Consider the following 21,364-nt stretch of genomic DNA (forward strand, 5'->3'; position numbering starts at 1 on the left):
CACGTCTCCATGGCCCCGGCCGCCGGCAAGCGCCTGTGGGAAATGGCCGAGAACACCCGGGGGATCCTCGCGGTGGAATGGCTGGCGGCGGCCCAGGGGCTGGACCTGCGCGACGGCCTGAAGAGCTCGCCGGCGCTGGAGCAGGCCCGCGCGGCCCTGCGCGCCGAGGTGCCGTTCTACGAGAAGGACCGTTTCTTTGCGCCGGACATCGACGCGGCGACCGGGCTGCTGGCGTCGCGGTGCCTGAGCGCGTTGGTGCCTGCCAAACTGCTGCCGAGCCTGTAAGGGCCTCATCGCTGGCAAGCCAGCTCCCACGGGTTCTGCGCAGTCCCCTGTGGGAGCTGGCTTGCCAGCGATGACGGCAGTCCAGGCGCCGTAAAGACAGCTGCTCCCGCATTGAAGCCTGTACACCTTGCGGAAGCGGCATTGCGATTGGATTTTGAAAGCGGTGGAGCCCTGAGGGATCAACTTTCCCTGTGGGCGCCATTGACCGGAAGACGGCTGCCCAGACGGTAGCGCGACGACGGATGGACCAGGCGCACATAGGTGACGATCTTGCCCTGGTTCCAGGTCCGGCGCATGAGCACCAGGCAAGGCTCGTTGTCATCGATCTGCATGTATTTGCTCTCGTCGCCGCTGGGGTGGCTGGCCTCGACGATGTGCTCCATCTCATCCGGCCGGATGACCTGCAACAGGTACCGGGCCGGTTGCAGGCTTTCGCCGAACGCCTGCTGCAGAAACTCCGGCACCATCTCGGGATTGACGTAGCGGTCCTCCAATTGCACCGGCACGCCTTCTTCGCTGTGCACACAGATCAAATGAAACACCGACGCCCCTGTAGGCAACGCCAACGCAGCGGCCACCTGCATCGAGGCGGCCTCGCGTGCCAGGTGCAGCACCTTGCACGTGTAGCTGTGCCCCCGGGCGATGATTTCGTCGGCGATGTTGGTGATGCGCAGCAGGTTCGACTGCGGCTTGCTCTCGGCCACGAACGTGCCGACCCCCGAGATCCGCACCAGGTGGCCTTCGTCGGCGAGTTCGCGCAGGGCACGGTTGACCGTCATGCGCGACATGCCCAGCTCCTGCACCAACTGATGCTCGGAAGGGATCAGGTCGCCGGGTTTCCAGACCCCGGCGCGAAGCTTGCCTTGCACGAAATCCTTCGCGCGTTGATAGCGCGCTTGCGGCGCATTCTTAGTCATCAGTCAATCAATCCGAATCTCTTCCACGGCAAAGGCGCTTGCCGAGTCTTGGCGACAAAGCCGCTATCCTCACAGCTTAGGAGGGACAGCCGCAAGTGCCGGGCGCATTCAAATGGCGTGCCGGAGCAGGGCATGGCCGCTGCGCCTCGTCCTGCGCCTGTTCTCCTTTGTCGCGGAACGCTCAGGTGCCGCACTTGCGATGTTCTCGTTGTCTTTCACCGTACGGTGTCTGCGATATGTTTCTTACATGGCTATAGTTGTATGTACATATAATGCAGTGCAACTTCTGCAGAAGGCGAGCCTGGGCAATATTTCACAATTGCTACATGAAAGTGAATTAAATATTAAAGTTTTGCTCCGATAAAAAAATATTGACATGTTTATTTCATGACAAGATACTTCGATTCGGAAGTAATAAAGCACTTCACCGTCGATGGAATAAGATTCCTGAGAAGCATAACGTCCAATCAGACTCGCCTGCTTCGAAACGGCTCCCGATCTCTGCAATACCAGTATCTTGTTTCGTGTTGCCCGACAGTTACGGCACTGTAGCCTTACAGGCAGCCAATGGTCGTCGCTCACTTATTCAATTCTTATATATGTTTGGCCTGCGCATTCTGTTGGGGTGAACTCGTGTTTGCTCTGATTAAAACTTGCCTATTGGTTCTAATGGGCAGGGCGGGCGCGGTTGGTTCGAGACGTCAACTTCAATAGCATTATCATGAAGATCTGGAATAGGGCATATGGATATTGCTGGCAATGTTGTATACGTAAAGATGAACGCTGATATTCTTCATTCGGGTCACATTGACGTGATCGGTGAAGCGGAAAAATATGGTTCTGTGGTCGTTGGTGTGTTGACGGACAAGGCGATGGCGTTGTCCGGACGCGAGCCGATATTGAATTTCGAACAGCGTGCAAGTGTTTTCAGTCGTGTCAAAGGTGTCTCCAAGGTGGTGCCTCAAGACAGTGCGGACGCCATCACCAACATTCTGGATTTACAACCGACCTACGTTCTCCACTGGGACGATGAAGGCAAGGGCATCGGTCGGCCCGAGCGGGAACGCGTCGAACAGGCGCTTTCCGGCTGGGGCGGGAAACTGATTGTCAGCGATCAATCTCACACAGGCTCGAATGCGTCAGTGTTTGAGCGCTTGAACAAGGCCTACGCCAGACCGCATTCCAGGCAGCAGCAACTGAGCCGCCTTCTTGAGGCCAAGTCCTTTGTCCGGGTGCTCGAGGCCCATACACCGCTGTGCGGGCTGATTATCGAAAACCTGCAGGTCGAATCAGGCGGAGAATCCCGAACGTTTGATGCGATGTGGTCCAGCAGCCTGACCGACTCGACATCCAAGGGGAAACCCGACATCGAGGCGGTGGACCTGACGTCGCGTCTGCAGAACATCAACGACATCTTTGAGGTCACCACCAAACCGCTCATCTATGACGCCGACACCGGCGGCAAACCCGAGCACTTTGCGCTGGCGGTGAAGAGCCTGGAGAGGGTCGGTGTCTCTGCGGTCATCATTGAAGACAAGACCGGGTTGAAGAAGAACTCACTGTTCGGCAACTCCGTCACGCAGGATCAGGAAAGTATCGAAGCGTTTTGCCATAAGATCCAAGTCGGCAAGGCGGCCTGCCAAACCAATGACTTCATGATCATTGCGAGAATCGAAAGCCTGATACTCGAGAAAGGCATGCATGACGCGCTAGCGCGCGCCAAGGCGTACATCGCGGCCGGGGCCGACGGCATCATGATCCACAGCCGTGAAAAATCCCCTGCCGAGATCCTGGAGTTCTGCCGGCACTACGCGATGTTCGATGAGCGCGTACCCCTTGTCGCCGTTCCCTCCAGTTACAACAGCATCACTGACATTGAGTTGTCCCGCGCAGGTGTGAACATCGTCATCTACGCCAACCACATGTTGCGGGCTTCCTATCCGGCGATGAGCCGCATCGCGCAGTCGATCCTGACGCATGGCCGCTCCATGGAGTGCGAGTCGGAATGCATGCCGATCAACGAGATTTTGGATCTGATACCAGGGACGCGGTGATTCGATGATTTCTCCAGAGTTTTTTTACCAGTCACTGAAAAGCAAGGGTGTCGAGTACTTTGCGGGCACGCCGGACTCGTTGTTGAAGTCGTTCTGCTTCTACGTTTCCGAGCACACACCCGCCAGCCATCATGTCATCGCGGCCAACGAGGGCGGCGCCATCGGTTTGGCGATGGGGTATCACCTGGCGACAGGCGGCATCCCGGCGGTGTACATGCAGAACTCGGGCTTGGGCAATGCAATCAATCCGTTGCTGTCACTGGGCGATCCCGATGTCTACTCTATCCCGATGATTCTGATCATTGGCTGGAGAGGCGAGCCTGGGGTGAAGGATGAGCCGCAGCACCTGAAGCAAGGGCGCGTGACATTGGCGCTGCTGGAGGCCATGGAAATACCTTATGACGTGATTGACGGTGACGAATCCCTCGCCCGGGCAGCCATATCAAGAGCGGTCGAGACCGCCGCCTCTCAGTCCCGCGCCTATGCACTGGTGGTCAAGGGCGGGGCCGTCGGCAGCTTCGAACCCCGCGTCGAGGGCAATAAGGTGTTTTCCTACTCTCGCGAAGACGTCATCGATGCGCTGGTCCAGCGGCTCGATGAACGCCACATTGTGGTTGCCACCACCGGCATGATTTCCAGGGAGTTGTTCGAGTGCCGCAAAAGGCACGGACAAGGGCATGACGCGGACTTCCTGACCATCGGCGGCATGGGGCACGCCTCGCAGATCGCCCTCGAGATTGCCACGCACAAGCCGGATCGCCAGGTGATCTGCCTGGACGGGGACGGCGCGCTGCTGATGCACATGGGGAGCGCGGCCATTGCAGGGACGAGGGCCAAAGGCAACTTCAAGCACCTTGTCATCAATAACGGCGCCCACGACTCCGTGGGCGGTCAGCCGACCGTCGCGCAATCGATCGACCTGCAGTCAGTGTTCGTCGGCTGTGGCTACAGCTACGTGTCGCTCTGCGTCGCGCGCGGCGATCTGTTTGAGGAAATCGAGTGGTTGCTTGATGCGCAGGGCCCGGCCTTGCTGGAGATCATGGTCGACAAGGGCGCCCGAGGCGATCTGGGTCGGCCCTCGATGGACTTGAAGGAAAGGCTGGCGGGGTTCATGGCATTCGTTTCCGATTGAATCCCAACCTTGTCGTGCCGTCCGTGGCCGGCACCGGCGATCGGCAGGGTGCCGGCTCATGCAGCGGCAGGCCAGGGATAAGCGACAAGCACAAGGAGAAAAAGCGTTTGAACTCAATGGCATTTGCAATAACTCTTTTGTCGGTATGCATGCACGCGGGCTGGAATCTGCTCGGCAAGAAACAGGCGCCGTCCTTGAGCTTTTTCATATTGGCGATCGGCACGAGCGCCATTCTGTTCAGCCCGCTGCTGAGCCTGGGGGCGGGCCTGGATAAGCTGCCGGCGATGTTCTGGTGGCTGCTGCTGGCGACCGGGCTTTGCCAGATGCTGTACATGGGCGGGTTGGCCTGGGCCTATTCCCGTGGGGATGTCAGCGTCATTTACCCGCTGGCCCGAGCGCTGCCGGTGGTGATGGTTCCCATGGTGACGGTGGGGCTGCTGGGCAGCCAGGCGCTGGTCGCCAGAGACTGGTACGGCATTGTCTTGATTGTGTTGGGCGCACTCTGTCTGCCGTTGAGCAGCTTCCGTTCCTTTCGACTGAAAACATACTTCAACCCGGCATTGGGCTATGCGCTGTTGGCCGCCGCAGGAACCGTAGGCTATTCGGTGATCGACAAAGTGGCGCTGGATATGATGGTCAATGCCGGCTTTTCACGATTGACGGCCGGCGCCAACTACATGGTGCTGCAAGCGTTGACCACGGTGTTGTGGGGACTGCCGTTGATTGCGGTGATGAGTTCAGAGCGAACGGTGTTCGCTCCTGTCTGGCGCGAGCATCGTCGCTCGATACTCGTCACCGGTTTGATGATTACCGCTACTTACGGACTTGTTCTCATCGCCATGGCGTTCAGTACGGATGTCAGTTACATCGTCGCGCTGAGGCAACTGTCGATTCCCGTAGGGGTATTGATTGGCGTGGTGTGGCTCAAGGAAACAGCGCCGCCCCTGAAGATCATCAGTGTCGCTGTGATGTTGCTGGGCCTGCTCGTCATTTCGTTACGGTAAGTCAGCCATCGTTGCGATGAAGCGAACGAGCCGCTGTTAAAAGAAAGACGGACTCGCCTGCGAAGGGCATGTCCAAATGATCGCTGTTGTTTTGATGATTTGTGGTGTCGCTTGTTTTGCGCTCAGGTTTTGCGCAAACAAGCGATATCCACGAAGGGCTTTGCATTGCCCGCAGTTCAATAAAACATAGTTAACCTAAGAGGGATTTAAGCGTGACTATCGATCGTGATGAAAGCAGTAAATACAATGCCGAATATGATGTATCGGTACGCCGCCTGAGTGACTTGCTGGCCCTGACTTCCGCAAAGAAGGAGGCCATGGGCGCTGCCATGGTCGAGTTCTATCCAGGTGAAACCATCCGCGAGCACATCAATAAAGAAAACGTAGAAGAGATTTTTCTGCTGCTCGATGGCACGGCTGATTTCACGCTGGATGGCGTCGTTCATTCCGTGAAGGCGGGCGATGTCGCTTTCGCGAAAATCGGACAAAGCCACTCGTTCAAAAACACGTCGACCGATAAGGCCCGCCTGTTCAGCCTGTGGTGGAAAGCGGTGAGCACCGAGCAGGTGCCGGCATGAGCACAGTGAGCCGTTCGCCTTCATCGCCCATGATCATCCTGACGCCACCTCCGACGCCCAACGGTCGTCTGCACATCGGCCATATCTCAGGCCCTTACCTTCGTGCGGACCTGCATTCACGGCTGATGCGGTTTGTGAGCGGACGGCCCGTCCAACACCTGTCCCACATCGATACCTATCAGAGCTACGTCCCGAAAAAGGCGGCTCAACTGGGCCGTGACGTCAATGAGTTCTTCGAGGATGTCCAGGCGGGCATCAAGCATGACTTCAAATCGTTCGGCATCGACCACGACCTGTTCATCGACAACACCTCGACGCAATACCTGGCGTTTCTCGATTCGGCGGTGGAGCACCTGATCCCCCGGCTGAATCTGGAAACCGCCAAGGCAAAGCATTGCTCAAAGTGTGACAGTTCGCTGTATGAGGCCAACGTGAAAGGCTTTTGCAGCCATTGTCTTCACGACGCCTTTCTCAACGTCTGCGAAAATTGCTGCATCCCTATGGCGTTTGAAAAAGCGATCGCACCGGTGTGCGATACCTGCGGTCATGCGGATCATGTCCTGAGCGAAAAAGAGGTGCAGTTCCTTGCGATCACGGCCAAGGAAGTTGAACGGATCGCAGAAGTGGTCGACACGCTGCATTCGGGCAACCGTCGCATCGACTCGATGTTCCAGCACCTGAAGGCCCACCGGATCGGGTTCAGCTACGATGCCGCGTACGGCGTGTTTCCCAAAACGATGCAGGGGGCCTTGAATCCCTGGATTGAGATCTACTTCGGGCATCTGTATTCCGTTCTGAAAGCGTGCAATGTGGACACATCAGTCGGTTTTGCAGAGTCCGTGCGGCGCTTGAACGCTTTGGAGCACCCGCCTGAGGTCGTCGCCTACTTCGGGATCGATAACTCTTATTACTATGCGTTCCTGTTTCCCTACCTTTCCATGGTGCTGGGCATCACCGCCATGGTGCCCACGGCATTGAAGGCCAGTTTTTTCCTGTTCCTGAACAACGCCAAGATCTCATCAAGCCGCAATAACGTCATCTGGGCTGCCGACCTGCTGAAAGAAGGTGAACTCAAACGATTGAGGACCAACCTGGCCGACAGTTGCCCCGAGTTCGCCACCAAGGGGTACGCCGAGAGCCATAGTCGTGCGCCCGTATCAGGCGGCGAGCCAGCAGGGGGCGCAGACACCACGCCCTACGCATCCGTAGGCGCATTCAAGCAGCGGTTGTCGGCAATGACAGACGCACGGGCGTTCAGCGTTGAGGAACTGCTCAATGTCATCAATAAGGCAGGCAGTTACTCGGCTCACCTGAAAACGGTGGCGAGACCTCAGGAAGCGGCGGCCATCGACGGTTTTCTTGAAGCGCTGCTGGACGCCCTGTCGCTTGGCTGAAGGCGATTGAACCTCAGTGCACTCGTTATCCGCGCCGTCCTGGTGTCGCGTTCAGACACGGGGTGCGCGCCGTTTGATCAATCATTCTGAATGTCAGTCCACTGACTCAGGGAGGAGGTTTGCATATGGCTTCTACACAGGGTGCGGCCGATAAACGCCAGGTATTGATGAACCCGGGGCCTGTCACAACTCAAGAGCGTGTTCGATTGTCGTTGGCGGGGCCCGACCAGTGTCATCGTGAGCCGGAGTTTGCAGCACTGATGACGGCCGTCCGGCAAAAGATCACCCAAGTGTCGGGGGGCGATGACCGGTACGCATCGGTCGTGCTGACCGGTTCAGGCACCGCGGCGGTCGAAGCGACGATGGCGTCGGTGATACCGGACGGCGGCACCGTGCTGATCATCGACAACGGACACTACGCCGAGCGTCTGCATGACATCGCCAAAATCCACGCCATCGCCAGCGTTCGGTTGACGCTGGGCTGGAGCGTGCCGGTCGATAAGGAACTGATCGACAGAACCCTCCGTGAAAACCCCGGCGTCACTCATGTGGCCGTGGTCCATCACGAGACCAGCACCGGCATGCTCAATGACATTGTCGGGTTGGCCGCCATTGCCCATCGGCACGGCTGCAAAATGATTGTCGATGCCGTCAGCAGCCTGGGGGCTGAACCGATCGACCAGTCACGTGATGGCATCGACTGGCTGATCGGCTCCGCCGGCAAGTGCATCGAGGGGATGCCGGGCCTGTCATTCGTGTGCGCTCTCAAAGCGGATTTCGCGTCCCTGAAAGCCCACAAGGCACGTACGTTTTACCTTGATCTGCATCGCCATTTCACTGCGCAAGAGACCTCCAACGCACCGGCGTTCACACCCGCCGTTCCCCTGTTCTACGCACTGGACACCGCGCTGGACCTGCTGATGGCGGAAGGGGTGGCGGAGCGAAACTCGCGCTACCGTCGGTTGGCGACGCGCCTGCGCGACGGTTTGACCCGACTGGGGCTGAGCATTTTGCTGGCTCCCGAACACCGAGCGGTCGGCCTGACCACGGTCGGCTTGCCGGAGGGTGTCCACTATGCGGATCTGCACCCGGTGCTGAAAAGCGCCGGGTACGTCATCTACACCGCCCAGGAACATCTGGCGAACAGGTTCTTCCGGCTGTCCACCATGGGGTGCATGTCCGCGGAGGACATCGACGGCTTCCTGGAGACGATGGCGCAGTTTCTGTCTGTCCGGCCTGTAACGCACGATCGTTGAGACGGGGTTCGCGATGAATAATCTTTCTGTGAACGGCAGGCCATACCGGCTTGCTGTGGTCGGTGGCGGCCCCCGAGCGGTCTATGCGATGGAGCGTCTGTCGGCGACGCTTGAGCGGCTCGGCCCTGATGCGGAGCTGGAAGTGTACCTGTTCGAGCGCAGCGGTGAATTCGGTGCGGGCCAGGCGCACAGTGGCTCCCAACCCAAGACGAGCTATCTCAACAGGATCGCCGGCCAGGTGAGTTTCGCTGCCGATGAAAGTGTCACGGATGCGGGCCCCCTCCGTGCGGCGCACAAGCGTCCGACATTGCACGAGTGGTGTCGGCGCCAGTATGCGTTGACCGGCCATCGCGATTTCGATCTGGGCCCCACCGACTGGCCCAAGCGCTATGTCCATGGGCTGGCCCTTCAGGACATGCTGATGGACTTCATTCGTGACATAGACGCCGATTCCCGAGCCAAGGTGATCCTGCGCCCGACCGAGGTGGTCGATGTCCTCGCCGAAGACGCACGGTTCCATGTCGAAGATTCGGCGGGCGAGGTGTTCCTCGTCGATTATGTGCTGCTGCTGACGGGGCACACCCACCATGATCCGGACCGGTGCGACGACGCCAGAGCGTTGATCGAGTTTGCCCGGCGCCACGAGCAGGCCGCCTACGTCCCTTTTGCCTACCCGCTGGACAGGGCGCTTCCGTCGCCCACCCAGGAAAGGCCCGAAACGGTCGGCTGCTGGGGCATGGGCCTGACCGCGATCGATGTGATCCTGCATCTGACGGAGGGGCGAGGGGGGTGGTTCTCCAAGGCGCAAAACGGCGGCTTGCACTATCAGCCCAGTGGCCGGGAACCATCCTCCATCCTGGCGTTCAGCCATTCGGGCCTGTTTACCTTTGCGCGCCCGGAAAACCATAAGGAGACCAGCCCGGTGAACCTGGAGCATCAGGGGGTCTTTTTTACCAGGGAGACCGTTGACCGCTTGCGCCGAAAGCTCGCCGGCCGGCGCAGCGAAGCCGAGAAGGCACGGCCGCAGTTTGATTTTGACGCGGACCTGTTGCCCGTGCTGAAGCTGGAGATGGGCTACCTCCACTACCTCACACTGTTCGGGCCTTCGATCGACGTTCTGGTTTCGGCACGCGTGCTGCCTGACTTTCAGGCGCATGCCGCCAATGAAGCCACCTTGCCCGCTGACTTCGACGGACTCGCCGCGATTGAAGGCATCGTCGATGAGGTGACGGCGGTGCTGTCCCGGGTGCTGACCGGGCAAGCGACGGTGGCGCAAGCCCAGCGGCAGGCGGCCGGGTGGTCGGTCGAATGCGTTCTGGAGCACTGGATCGGTGTCGTTCACGGTGCCGAGGCGCGGGAACAGGCGCGCATGCAGCTGCATGACCCCGCAGGCCTAGCCGGTATCGCCCAAGCCTGGTCGTCGCCTTGGCGGCTGGAGAATGATGTGCGCGGGAACAGGTTCTGCTGGGAACTGACGATCAATCCCGTTTCGCCGAGCGATTGTGCTGACGGGCACGCGTATCGCGCAGCGGTGCTCGACTTCATGGACCGCGATCTGCTGTGGGCGGCTCAAGGAAACCTGCACAACCCCCATAAGGCTGCCGCAGACGGCGTCTGGCGGGACCTGCGCTCGGTGATCTCCCATGCGATTGACGACGCCGGGCTGACAGCCGCCTCTCATCAGCGCTTCCAGCGAGAGTACTTGAGCATCCACAACCGGCTTTCAAACGGCGCTGCGGCGCAGATCATGGAAAAAGTCCGGGCGTTGATAGAGTGCGGTCTGCTGGATGTCGGCATCGGCCCGGGCGCGGTGGTCGAAACCGATCAGGCGCATGGCTGTTTCACGGTCAGAGGGGCGCAGACCGGGAGGCTGGCCAGGGTGGATACGCTGATCAACGCAAGGCTTCATCCCTTTGACCCCCGCAAGGACGCATCAAGGCTGTACCGAAACCTGATTGCCCGAGGGACAGTGCGCATGTGGGCCAACGACTCATTGCCGGGAGAACGCTACGTGCCTGGCGGGATTGATTTGACAGACGACCATCACCCGATCCGCAAGGATGGAACGGTCGAGACGCAGATCACGGTGCTGGGCCCGCCGGCGGAGGGCGGGAAGTCGTTTCTGCTGTCGGCGCTGCGTCCCTCGCAGAACCACTACGTGATGCAGGACATCCTTAAATGGCTGAAGGGGTTCTGGGGGCATGTGCAGGCGCAAACATCCGCAAGCAGCCCCGAGAGAAGCTCGGGGCACGAGCCGGTCAGGCGGCCGGAGCGGCCAGAACCGAAACCAGCGCCTCTTTGAAGGCGTGCATTTCAGCAGCGGTTCCAATGGAGACCCTCAACCATCCCGCAGGGCCGGCTTCACGGATGAGTACCCCCCGTTCAAGCAGGCCCTGCCAGACGGCATGGCGGTCATCGAAACGTCCGAACAGGACAAAGTTAGCGTCAGAATCAGCGACCTCCAGGCCGATGGAGCGCAGCCAGGTCACGGTTCTGTCCCTTTCTTGTCTCAGTTCATCCACGTTGGCCATTAAGGCGTCACGATGTGAAAGGGCGGCACGGGCCACCGCCTGGGTGACGGCCGAGAGGTGATAGGGCAGCCGAACGATGCGCAGTGCATCGACAATCGCGGGGGAGGTCGCCAGATAACCGAGACGACCGCCGGCCAACGCGAACGCCTTGCTCATTGTCCGGCTGACAACCAGGTGAGGGTAGCGGGGCAGAAGAGACACCGCGCTGGGGACACCGGCGCGCCGGAACTCGGCATACGCTTCATCCACGATGACGATGCCGGGGGCGGCGATCAGGACGGATTCGATCTCGGGAAGGGTCAGTGCGGTTCCCGTGGGGTTGTTGGGGGAGGTCAGAAAGATCACTGAGGGGTTATGGACATTGATCAAATCCAGCACGTGTCCGATGTCCAGGCTGAAGTCTTCCTGGCGTCGCCCCTCCACCCATTGAGTCAGTGAGTTGCGCGAGTACTCGGGGTACATGGGGTAGGTCGGGGCGAAACAGAGCGCAGTGCGCCCGGTGCCGCCAAAGGCTTGCAGGAGTTGCTGCAGGACTTCGTTGGAGCCGTTGGCCGCCCACACGTTCTCGGCCTGCAACGGTGTCCCGGTGTCTTCGCTCAGGTAGGACGCCAGGTCGCCGCGCAACCCCAGGAACTCTCGGTCGGGGTAGCGATTGATGTTCTGGACGGCGAGCGTCACGGCTTTGGTAATTTCAGCGACAACTTTTTCCGAGGGAGGGTAGGGATTTTCATTGACATTGAGTTGCACCGGAACGTCGAGCTGAGGTGCTCCGTAAGGCGTTTGTCCTCGCAGGTCACTGCGCAGCGGGAGACTGTCCAAGTGGGTACTTTTCCATTGTTCCTTCATGTGTTCCTCGTGCGGTCGTCAGAAAAAACGGGGCGGGCAACTGTTGTCGGCAGAACGAAAAAACGTTCGTCTGCCTATGTTGTTCTGGCTGTATCGCAGGATGTTAATTCAATTGCATTGGCGCAGTCGTTGCTTTTGACAATATTTGTCAGGTCGGTGTTCTTGATAAACAAGTCATTGGGGAGTGGTCATGTAATTGTCATAAAACGATGTTAACAATGATTGTTTTTTGTTCTTTTAGTGTGGGGCTCTGACTTCACTATTCATTTCAAGACAGGATGGACGAACATATGTCGGCGGTTATGGATGAGCGTTATTCGCGCAAAGTGGCATTGCGACACGAGCGACTCTACGGGCATGGGTATCAGGGCCCGGGCAGCGAGGCGGTTTTCGACCGACTGGCCGCCAGGCTCGACCTGAGGCAGGGGTTGAGCGTGCTGGACGTCGGGAGCGGGCTGGGCGGAGACTGCCTTCGACTGGCTGAAAAGTTCGGTGTCGCGGTGGTCGGCCTGGACGCGGCACCGGACATGACCGGGATATGCCTTGAGCGTTACCGAAATTCGCCGATCAAGGGCGTAACGTTTACGACCGGCGATGTACGCACGACAGCGCTGCTGGAACCCGCCTCGTTCGACGTGGTGTGGACCCGGGACTGCGGCGCGTTCTGGAGCGAGCAAGAAAAGGCGGATATCTGGGGGCGTTTACATCAGGCACTGCGGCCGGACGGGCAAGTTCTCATAACGGACTATTGCAAAGGGCCTGCTGAGTCGACGGCGTTCGACAACATTATGGATGCCTGGGGCCAACATATGATGTTGCCGTCGCGCTATATCGAAATCCTGACCGCCGCCGGTTTCACCGATATCGTCTTGAGTGATCGAACCGAGGATCTATTGAACAGTATGCTGGAGGGAAGGGAACTGTTGCTGACGCAAAAGGAACTGTTCATGCAGGACTTGTCCTCGGCTGAATACGACAACTTGCTGGATCGCTGGAACAAGAAAATCGGTTTCGCCCGCGATGGACTGCTGGTGTGGACAGTGCTTGCCGCACGCCGTCCCTGAATCACACGGCATCGATCGAACACGGCAAAGGATTGTGAGGTGCCTCGGAATGCCTTTGCCCTTGCGACGTTTTTCAGCGCCGGCAGCGTTGCCGGAAATGCCGCCAGGGTTGGCGGGAAGGAGAGAATGCCATGTCTGATCGCTTTGACGTTGCGGTCGTCGGACTAGGGGTAATGGGGGCGATGGCGACATGGCAGGCTGCGGAGCAAGGGGCGAAGGTCATAGCGTTCGAACAGTTCGACCCCGGGCACCCCAATGGCGCATCGCACGGCGGGTCGAGGATCTTCCGGACACTGGGGGCGGAGGGCAAGCATTATGTCCCGCTTGCCAAAACGTCCCTCGCTCTTTATCAGGCGCTGGGTCAAAAGAGCGGTCAGCCGCTCCTGACCCTGTGCGGCGGCCTTACCGTCGCACCCGGTGAAAGCCGCCTCATCGCAGACGCCATGGCAAATGCCGCTGCCCACGGCATCCCGTTCGAGTGCCTGACCCGACAGGCCATGGGCCTGCGCTTTCCTCAGTTTTCACTCGCAAGCGGCGATCTGGGCCTGTATGAGCCTAGCGCCGGGGTGATCCGTCCTGAGGCGTCGGTGCTGGCGGCCATCGCCGTCGCTGTTCGGCAGGGTGCGCGGATCGAAAGGCGCTCCCGGTGCCTGGACATACAGGCCGACCGGGCGGGGAAGCCCCTGAAGCTGATCACCGACACCGGGACGTTCAATGCATCGAAAGTCATACTGGCGACGGGGGGCTGGTTCAACCATTTTGCCCGTAAGCTGGACTGCCCCATCCGCCTGCAGCGCTCGACGCTGTCATGGTTCAAGTCCCTCGAAGATCCGTCAGGCTACGGGCCGTCGTCCTTTCCCGTGTTCACCTACAAGAGCGGGGCGCTGGATGGCTGGGGGATCCCCGACATCGACGGCATGGGCGTGAAAGTCGGCGTAAGCAGCGCTTCCATCGAGAAAAAACAATGGCTCGACCGTCCGGAAGACAACAAGGGCAGGCAACCGGACGACAAGGAACTGCAACCGGTCAGCGATTTTGTCGCAGCGGCGCTGCCGGGTCTCTCGGCCCGCCCGGCCTTCGCTCGGCCTTGCATGAGCGCACAGGCGCCTGACGGGGACTTTATCCTCGGGCAGTCCGATCGGTTGCCTGGTTTCGTATTGTGCGGCGGCTTTGCCGGCCATGGCTTCAAGCATGCGCCGGCAGTAGGATTGGCCGCCGCCCAGCTGGCGCTGGAGGGGGCGACGACGGTTCCGATCCAGGCGTTCAGCCCGGATCGTTTCTGAGCGAACGCTCCAGTGCATGAGCGCGCCAATGACGGCGTTGCCCGATACGGTCACAAAGGACAGGGGTACAGAATGGACTCAAGCACGATCAATGCACCGGACAGACTGGATGTCGTTGGGCGAAGCGTTTCGGTCGCGGTCATCGGCAAACCGACACGCCCGACGGCCTATGTCGATTCGCGTTTTTTCCATGGCGTTCGCCATGCCGGCGAAGACACGCTTTTCTGGGAAGGAAAACCGATGTTTCCGTTGCTTCAGATCAGGGTCGATGAACTGCCTTTTGTCCCTGTGCAATTGAGGCACATCGCAGTCCTGGTGTTGTACATGAACCTTCAGAGCTACCCGTTCGGACAGCCTCATGGCCAGGGCTGGGCCATCCGCGAATACGCTTGCGCCGAGGGGTTGTCGGCGGTTCACAACGTTCTGTCCCCCGATCATTCCTACCCGATCCATTGGCGCAAGGCGCACGAGGGGGCCGATGCATTTCAAAGCCAGACAGCGGGGCGTTCCTGCGACGGGGCGGCCGCCCATTGCACCGGAACCAAGGTGGGTGGCTATCCTTCTGAAATCCTGCGCACCTCCAGGCTCGACGAGTTCGTGTTTCAGATCGCTTCGGAATCGTTGATCAACTGGAAATGGGCAGAGAACGGTGTCGGCTTGTTCTTTCGCTCGGCTCAGGGCGAGTGGCGCTGGTCCTGTGAGTTCTGAACAGCGATTCGTCTCGATGTGCCGGCACGGTCAGCCCATGCTGCGACCAGGGCCGGTCAGTATCCGGGTGAGCCCTTCGCGATAGGTCGTGACCTCGAACTCCGGAAAACGCCGCTTGAACTTCGAGGAATCGAACAGGTTGTCGTGCTCGTACCGCGGCAGCAGCTCGCGCAGTTCGCGCACTGGTTTGACGAACAGGCCGGCGGCCGTCAGCGTCCATTTGCCGAGCACCTTGTAGGTCGGTTCCCTGCCGACGATGCCGGATGCCAGGGCCACGAATTGCTTGTAGGTGAGGCGGTCGTCGTCGCAGGGCAGGTGCCAGGTCTGGCCGTAGGTGTCCGGTGCGTTCCCCAGCGCGGCCAGGGCGCGGCTGGCGTCCGGGGTCCAGATCAGCGTGCGCTTCGTATCGTCCCGCACGGGTACGCGGGGTGTCTTGCCGGCCTTGAGGTTGTCGAGGATCAGCGCGTTGGTGAAGCTCTGGGTCTTGCCTGGCCCATAGAACTCCGGAGCGCGGCCGATGACGACCGGGATCTCGCTTCGCTGCATTTCCCGCAGGACCATGGACGCCATCTGTGCGCGCACCCGGCCTTTGCGGCCGAACGGCTCGAACGGAGCGTCTTCGCTCAGCACGCGGGCATCTTGGGGGTACATGTAGGTGTTGTCGAAATACACGAACTTCGCCCCGGCCGCGCGGGTCGCGTCGAGTGCGTTTTGCAGCATCACGGGGAATTGGGTTTCCCACACCTGGGTGTCCGGCGGCAGCCCGGCGGTGAAGTAGACGATGCTGCTGCCTTTCACTGCCTTGGTCGCTTGTTCGGCATCCAAAAGGTCGGCCGGCGCCAAGGTGTCGGTGTCATTGACCTTGAGGGGCTTGCGGCTGACGAGCCGGATGTCTTGCGTATGGTTTCGGTGCAGTTCGCGAACCAGCTCCATGGCGATCTGGCCGGTTGCTCCCAGGACGGTTTGCATGGTGTTTCCTATGAGGATTGAGGATGTCGAGTCGGGGTGGTGTGCACCCTAAGATTAAAGCTGCCTTTAAGGTCAAGCGCATTCTTTGGGCGGCGGCGGGCAAACCAGGAGCCCGACGGGCGGATTTTTCGCCGGCCGCCTAAAGTTCGGACGGGCCCGGCAGAAAACTCGTAGGCCTCGCCGGGCGCTCCGTCCAGTGATCGACCCCTTCGGTTTGCAGACTCCCACCGCCATGAATGCCTTGTTGCTGTCACCCCACCTGATCGGTACCAACATCCTGATTGCCAGCGCCATCATTTGCCTGGCCCTGTGGTACTACTCGCGGCCCCATCCGGGGCCCGGCCTTTGGACGTGCGGCGTCCTGCTGGTGACGGTGGGCCAATACCTGGCGCAGGGCACCGCCTATACGGCCTCGCTGCCCTACAACGTCTTGTGCCACAGCTTGCTGACCGCGGGAGAAACGGTGCTGGTCATCGGCGTGTTCCGCTTCCTCGGCCGCCCCACGCCCTGGTGGCTGATACCGGTGACTTTCCTGGCGGCGGCGCCCTGGTGGCTTTGGCACTGGCTTTTGCAGCCGTTGGAGACCGGTGACGTGGTGGCCCTGTACGCGTTCCTCAGCGCCTTCATCCGGGGAATGGCTTGTTATGCGCTGCTGCGGCTGCCGGGCGACCGTCGGCTGCACAGCGCGCGGATCTTCGCCGCGCTGATGTTTGGCTTGCTGGCCTTGAGCGCGGCCGGCAGCGGGGTGCTCGGTCTGTTCGAGGGGTTGTCGCAAAGCCAGGGGCGCCAAGACGTCGAGCCGGCCGCCGAAATGCTTGCCTACAACGTGGGTTATCCGTTGTGGATCCTGTGCCTGTTCGGCCTGACCCTGCTCAGCCTGCGCCGCTTTCTGCTGGCGGCCCAGAGCAGTGCGGTGCGCTTCGAACGCCTGATGAACATCACCAGCGCTGCCGTGGTGATCGTGCGTGAAGGCCGGATCGTCGATGCCAACCCGGTGCTCAAGCACCTGTTTGGCTGCCCGCGGGAATTTTTGTACGAGCGTCCGTTGGAAGAGCTGTTCGAAACCGACGAAGATTTGCAGAAACAGCTGAGCCGCTGCGACGGTGTGGCGCTGGACCGTGTGGCAGTGCGCTGCGACGGCAGCCGGTTCGCTGCGGAGCTGACGCTCGCTGCCCTCGACGATGGCACACAGGTCGCGGAGATCCGCGACGTCAGCGGCCGCAAATCCCTGGAACAGGAACTGCGCCGGACCGCCGCGCGGGACGCCTTGACCGGCGTCCTCAACCGCCGGGCCTTCATCGAGCAAGCTCAGCTTGAACTGACCAAAACCCGCCAACAAGGCCGTCCGGCGTGCCTGGCGATGTTCGACATCGATCACTTCAAGCGCGTCAACGACACCCATGGCCACCTGGTGGGCGACCAAGCGCTCAAGGCCTTCAGCGCCGTGTGCGAAAGCCATGTCCGGCGCACAGACCTGTTTGCCCGCTATGGCGGCGAGGAGTTCGTGCTGTTGCTGCCGCAGACCGACCGTGAACAGGCCTTGGCCTTGCTGGAACGCCTGCGCGAGACCTGGAGCCAGCACCGGTTGCCGGTGCCCGGCGGCGAGCTGGCGTCGACCGTCAGCATCGGCATGGTGCAGCTCGACGGCGACGCTTCACTTGAGCATTGGGTCAGCCTGGCCGACCAGGCCCTGTACCGGGCCAAGCATGAGGGGCGCAACCGCACGCGGGTGCATGCGGCCGAGTGAGCCCTCAATGCCTCATCACTGAACGGAGCGCAGCCGTCGCCACAACGTGGTCCGGCTGATGCCGAGCCGGCGCGCCGCTTCATCGAGGTTGCCCTGACAACTGTCCAGCGTTTCCTGCACGTGCCGCAGTTGCGCGGCCTTGCCGATCATCTGCAAGTCCGATTCCCGTGAAGACGTTTTCGGGGCCGGGGTCAGGGCTGGGCCTTCGCACAGTTCGGGCAGCACGCGGGCCAGGTATTGCTCGTCCAGGCCGTGGTCGTGCAGCAGTTCGCGGGCGGAGAGCATCGCCCGTTCGATCACGTTCTCCAGTTCCCGGACATTGCCCGGCCAGGCATAACGGCTCAGGTGCGGGAGCAGGGCGGCCGGGATGTCGGCGGCCCCCGGCGGCTGGCCCTGGACCAGCAGGCGCTGGCTGATGCCCCGGCAGATGAGGGCGATGTCCTCTGGCCGTTCGCGCAGCGGGGTGGTCTGCAGGCGCAGGATGTTGAGGCGGTAGTAGAGATCGCTGCGAAAGTCGCCTTCGTCCATGGCGGTGCGCAGGTTTTGGTGGGTGGCGGCGATGATCCGCACGTCGATGGAGATCGGCTCGGTGCCGCCCAGGCGCAGCACCTCGCGCTCTTGCAGCACGCGCAGAAGGCGGGTCTGCAACGACACCGGCATGTCGCCGATCTCGTCGAGAAACAGCGTGCCGCGGTGCGCCGCTTCGAACAGGCCGGGCTTGCCGCCCTTGCGCGAACCGCTGAAGGCGCCTTCCTCGTAGCCGAACAGTTCGCTTTCCAGCAGCGATTCCGGGAACGCCGCGCAGTTGATGCCGACAAACGGGCCCTGCCGGCGGGGGCTCTCGTTGTGGATGCCTTGGGCCAGCAGTTCCTTGCCGGTGCCGCTTTCGCCGGTGATCAGGATCGTCGAGTGGCTGGCGGCGAAGCGTTTGGCCAATTGCAACATGTCGCGGTTGGCCTGGCTGTTGCCGGCCAGTTGCTCGAGCCGGTAACGGGCGGTGAACGCGCCCGGGCGGCGGGTGGAACGGATGCGTTGGTCGGCGCGCTGCACGGCGGTGATGTCTTGGCAGGTCAGGACCAGGCCGGTGCGCTCGCCGTTCTCAAGGATGGGCAACAGGTTGCTGACCACCGCGTGGGAACCGAGCCGGATCACCCGGTTTTCTTCGCCGCTGCCGTCTTCCAATGCCTGCGGCAGATCCAGTTCGGGGCACAGCTGCTGCAGGGGACGGCCCAGCGCTTCGCCGGCCGGCAGATCGAGCAAGTGGGCAAGGGCCGGGTTGAGCGACTGCACCACGCCTTGGTTGTCGACCGCCGCCACGCCGGTGGGGATGTGTTGCAGCACGGCGTTCAAATGGCGGCGCTTGGCGATCTCGATGCGTTGGCTGTCGAGGATGCCCAACGCCTCTTCCAGTGCCTTGCGCACGGTGTCCTCGCTCAGCGACAGCACGCCGTGCAGGCCGGCCTGCAGCGCCAGTTCCACCACCGTCGACGAACCGATGATGCTGCGGCAGCCCAGCCGGGCGGCGTGTTCGACAGCTTGGCGAGCTTCTTCCAGCGAGGTGTAGGCCGCCTGATGAACCTGCACGGTGAACAGCGCGTTCATGGCTTGCAGGTCGTGGTTGATGCTGTTGTAGCTGAGCAGGGCCACTTGCGGGGAGTGCTCGCGGGCCCGCCCCAGCGCCCGCAGCAGGTCATCGCCGCCGACGTGCATCGTCAGCACCGGCCGCGCCAGGTGCTTGCGCAGGTAGGCGGCCGTGGCGCCGGCGCAGACGAACACATCGGCTTCGCCGCGCTGTTCCAGCTCGCGGGCGGTCTGCAGCGCTTCGGACACCGAGGTGTCGAGCACTTCAATGTGCGTGTCGGGGTAATCCCCGGTGAGCCCGGCCACCACCTGGGCGAGGCGGCTGCGTTGCCGGGGGCGTTGCAGGTGGCTGATCAGCACGACGACCTTGGAGGCGGGGGAGTGCATGGCGAGACCTGTTCAGGAGTGAAATGTCCCAATACTGAACCAAATCATTGCAGGTGTGAAACGCCGGTTCCGTTCATACCTACCCGCGAAAGATCTCAGACGCCCGAACCGCGTGGCCTCTAGCCCGTCGCCGCAAAGTTGGCCCAAGCATTGCTCTAGCTGACCCAACAACTTCAAAAAGTGCAGGCGGGGCCCTTGGATCCATGAGCAGTTCCCTAACTAAGCATCAGGCTGATGATTCGTTCTCGACCAAGACCAGCGACGGGAATCTGGTCGACTTCATCCGCCAGCAAGCCGAAGCGACCCGGGTGGTCATTGAGGCCCGCAAACGCCTGAGCGGCGGCGCCATCCAGGAAAACTGGCTGCTTGAACTGCAGATCGAAGGCGGCCCGTGGGCCGGCGCGCGGCGCTGGGTGTTGCGCCGCGACGCGCTCTCGGCGCTGCCGGCCAGCCTTGGCCGCGAGCAGGAGTTCGCCGTGCTGCAAGCGGTGCACCAGGCCGGGGTGAAAGTGCCGCGGCCGCTCTGGCTGTGCCGTGACACGAGCGTCCATGGGCGGGTGTTCTTCCTGATGGAACATGTGCCGGGCATTGCGGCCGGACGCCTGCTCAGCGCCGACGCGGGCCCCCAAGGCCGGACGCGCTTGGCCGCTCAACTCGGTGCCAACCTGGCGCGTCTGCATCAGCTTCGCCCGCCGTGCCCGGCGCTGGCGTTCCTGCCCGTACCGGAGGCGTCGCCGGCCCTGGGCACCGTCAGCGCCTACCGCCGTTACCTCGACACCCTCGACGAGGCCTATCCGGTCCTGGAGTGGGGCCTGCGTTGGTGCGAGCTCAACGCACCGCGCAGCACGCACCTTTGCCTGCTGCACCGCGACTACCGCACCGGCAACTACCTGGCCAGCGAACAAGGGCTGGAGGCAGTGCTGGACTGGGAGTTCACCGGCTGGGGCGACCCTTGCGAGGACCTGGGCTGGTTCACCGCCCGTTGCTGGCGCTTCACCCGGCCGGACCTGGAGGCGGGCGGCATCGGCCGGCTCGAGGATTTCCTGGCCGGCTACCACTCGGTTTCGCCGCTGCGCATCGAACCCGGCCAACTGCATTACTGGCAGGTCATGGCGACGTTGCGCTGGGCCGTGATCGCCCTGCAGCAAGGCCAACGCCACCTGTCCGGCGAAGAGCCTTCCCTTGAGCTGGCACTGACCGCGCGCCTACTGCCGGAGCTCGAACTCGACATCCTGAACCTGACCTGCGGAGACGCGCCATGACCCAGCCGAACGCCCATGAACTGCTGGAGATCGCCCGTCAGACCCTGCTGGAACAGTTGCTGCCTGCGCTGCCCGGGGAACTGCGCTACCCGCTGCTAATGATCGCCAATGCCATGGCCATCGCCGCCCGGGAAAACCGTCTGCAAGCCGATGCCCGCTGCCAGGAACTGGCGTTGCTCAGCGTCCTGACCGGCGACGGCGGGGCGCCGCTGCGCGAGGCCCGCCGGCAACTGGCCCGGGACATCCGCCAGGGCCATCACGATGCCGCGCACAGCCAGCGCTCGCTGACCGAGGCCTTGCGCCAGATGACGCTCACCCGGCTGGCGATCAGCAATCCCAAAGCCGTGCCGTGAGCGCCGCGCCGCC

The 21,364-nt window shown here is 61.5% G+C and carries 18 protein-coding genes; 14 read left to right on the forward strand and 4 right to left on the reverse strand.

All coding sequences use genetic code 11. The features are described 5' to 3' along the window. Positions 1 to 285, forward strand: a 285-nt coding sequence (locus tag CAG29_RS26130; RefSeq protein ID WP_170930459.1) for an aromatic amino acid lyase, incomplete at its 5' end; no start/stop codon positions are given. Positions 286 to 464: 179 nt separating this feature from the next. On the opposite strand, the gene hutC is transcribed toward CAG29_RS26130, so the two are convergent. Further along, on the reverse strand, positions 465 to 1,202 hold the full coding sequence (gene hutC, locus CAG29_RS26135) for a histidine utilization repressor (RefSeq protein ID WP_085586615.1): 738 nt from the start codon (positions 1,200 to 1,202) through the stop codon (positions 465 to 467). 743 nt (positions 1,203 to 1,945) lie between these two features. Between hutC and aepX the strand changes: the two genes are divergently transcribed. The 7 genes from aepX to CAG29_RS26170 all read left to right on the forward strand — a co-directional run bounded on the left by aepX (position 1,946) and on the right by CAG29_RS26170 (position 10,922). Next, positions 1,946 to 3,256: a phosphoenolpyruvate mutase gene (aepX, locus tag CAG29_RS26140; RefSeq protein WP_085634119.1), complete on the forward strand. Its 1,311-nt coding sequence runs from the start codon at positions 1,946 to 1,948 to the stop codon at positions 3,254 to 3,256. Positions 3,257 to 3,260: 4 nt separating this feature from the next. Next, positions 3,261 to 4,388 (forward strand): phosphonopyruvate decarboxylase, encoded by a 1,128-nt coding sequence (gene aepY / locus CAG29_RS26145; RefSeq protein WP_085586613.1) that lies wholly within the window; start codon positions 3,261 to 3,263, stop codon positions 4,386 to 4,388. Beyond that, positions 4,385 to 5,392, forward strand: a complete 1,008-nt coding sequence (locus tag CAG29_RS26150) for a hypothetical protein (protein ID WP_218191448.1) — start codon at positions 4,385 to 4,387, stop codon at positions 5,390 to 5,392. The genes aepY and CAG29_RS26150 overlap by 4 nt, the downstream gene beginning before the upstream one ends. Positions 5,393 to 5,604: 212 nt before the next feature. Next, on the forward strand, positions 5,605 to 5,970 hold the full coding sequence (locus CAG29_RS26155) for a cupin domain-containing protein (RefSeq protein ID WP_139831532.1): 366 nt from the start codon (positions 5,605 to 5,607) through the stop codon (positions 5,968 to 5,970). Beyond that, complete coding sequence (locus tag CAG29_RS26160) at positions 5,967 to 7,364, forward strand: class I tRNA ligase family protein (protein ID WP_085586610.1); 1,398 nt, start codon at positions 5,967 to 5,969, stop codon at positions 7,362 to 7,364. The genes CAG29_RS26155 and CAG29_RS26160 overlap by 4 nt, the downstream gene beginning before the upstream one ends. A gap of 125 nt (positions 7,365 to 7,489) precedes the next feature. After that, entirely contained in the window at positions 7,490 to 8,620 is a 1,131-nt protein-coding gene (locus CAG29_RS26165) for an alanine--glyoxylate aminotransferase family protein (RefSeq protein ID WP_085695364.1), read from the forward strand. 13 nt (positions 8,621 to 8,633) lie between these two features. Further along, positions 8,634 to 10,922, forward strand: a complete 2,289-nt coding sequence (locus CAG29_RS26170) for an FAD/NAD(P)-binding protein (RefSeq protein WP_085695365.1) — start codon at positions 8,634 to 8,636, stop codon at positions 10,920 to 10,922. Here the strand turns inward: CAG29_RS26170 and CAG29_RS26175 are convergent. Further along, on the reverse strand, positions 10,879 to 11,997 hold the full coding sequence (locus tag CAG29_RS26175) for a histidinol-phosphate transaminase (protein ID WP_085695366.1): 1,119 nt from the start codon (positions 11,995 to 11,997) through the stop codon (positions 10,879 to 10,881). The genes CAG29_RS26170 and CAG29_RS26175 overlap by 44 nt on opposite strands. 290 nt (positions 11,998 to 12,287) lie before the next feature. On the opposite strand from CAG29_RS26175, the gene CAG29_RS26180 reads away from it, so the two are divergent. The 3 genes from CAG29_RS26180 to CAG29_RS26190 all read left to right on the forward strand — a co-directional run bounded on the left by CAG29_RS26180 (position 12,288) and on the right by CAG29_RS26190 (position 15,052). Then, a complete protein-coding gene (locus CAG29_RS26180; protein WP_170930072.1) occupies positions 12,288 to 13,061 on the forward strand; it encodes a methyltransferase domain-containing protein in 774 nt (257 codons plus the stop codon). 131 nt (positions 13,062 to 13,192) lie between these two features. After that, positions 13,193 to 14,344, forward strand: coding sequence for an N-methyl-L-tryptophan oxidase (gene solA, locus CAG29_RS26185; protein WP_085695367.1), 1,152 nt, complete (start codon positions 13,193 to 13,195; stop codon positions 14,342 to 14,344). Between the two features lie 72 nt (positions 14,345 to 14,416). Then, on the forward strand, positions 14,417 to 15,052 hold the full coding sequence (locus CAG29_RS26190; protein ID WP_139831400.1) for a hypothetical protein: 636 nt from the start codon (positions 14,417 to 14,419) through the stop codon (positions 15,050 to 15,052). A gap of 30 nt (positions 15,053 to 15,082) precedes the next feature. Here CAG29_RS26190 and CAG29_RS26195 read toward each other — a convergent pair whose 3' ends face one another. Beyond that, complete coding sequence (locus tag CAG29_RS26195) at positions 15,083 to 16,021, reverse strand: NAD-dependent epimerase/dehydratase family protein (protein ID WP_085695368.1); 939 nt, start codon at positions 16,019 to 16,021, stop codon at positions 15,083 to 15,085. 232 nt (positions 16,022 to 16,253) lie between these two features. Between CAG29_RS26195 and CAG29_RS26200 the strand changes: the two genes are divergently transcribed. Continuing rightward, positions 16,254 to 17,768 carry a sensor domain-containing diguanylate cyclase gene (locus CAG29_RS26200; RefSeq protein WP_085695369.1) on the forward strand — a complete coding sequence of 505 codons (1,515 nt, stop codon included), beginning with the start codon at positions 16,254 to 16,256 and terminating at the stop codon, positions 17,766 to 17,768. 15 nt (positions 17,769 to 17,783) lie between these two features. On the opposite strand, the gene prpR is transcribed toward CAG29_RS26200, so the two are convergent. After that, positions 17,784 to 19,736, reverse strand: coding sequence for a propionate catabolism operon regulatory protein PrpR (gene prpR / locus CAG29_RS26205; protein WP_085695370.1), 1,953 nt, complete (start codon positions 19,734 to 19,736; stop codon positions 17,784 to 17,786). A 203-nt stretch (positions 19,737 to 19,939) separates the two neighbouring features. Here prpR and CAG29_RS26210 point away from each other — a divergent pair, with 203 nt between their 5' ends. Further along, positions 19,940 to 20,998, forward strand: a complete 1,059-nt coding sequence (locus CAG29_RS26210; RefSeq protein WP_085695371.1) for a phosphotransferase family protein — start codon at positions 19,940 to 19,942, stop codon at positions 20,996 to 20,998. Next, on the forward strand, positions 20,995 to 21,351 hold the full coding sequence (locus CAG29_RS26215) for a DUF6285 domain-containing protein (protein ID WP_085586594.1): 357 nt from the start codon (positions 20,995 to 20,997) through the stop codon (positions 21,349 to 21,351). The genes CAG29_RS26210 and CAG29_RS26215 overlap by 4 nt, the downstream gene beginning before the upstream one ends. Positions 21,352 to 21,364: the final 13 nt, after the last annotated feature.

The sequence above is a fragment of the Pseudomonas sp. B7(2017) genome (assembly GCF_002112745.1).
GTDB lineage: Bacteria > Pseudomonadota > Gammaproteobacteria > Pseudomonadales > Pseudomonadaceae > Aquipseudomonas > Aquipseudomonas ekonensis.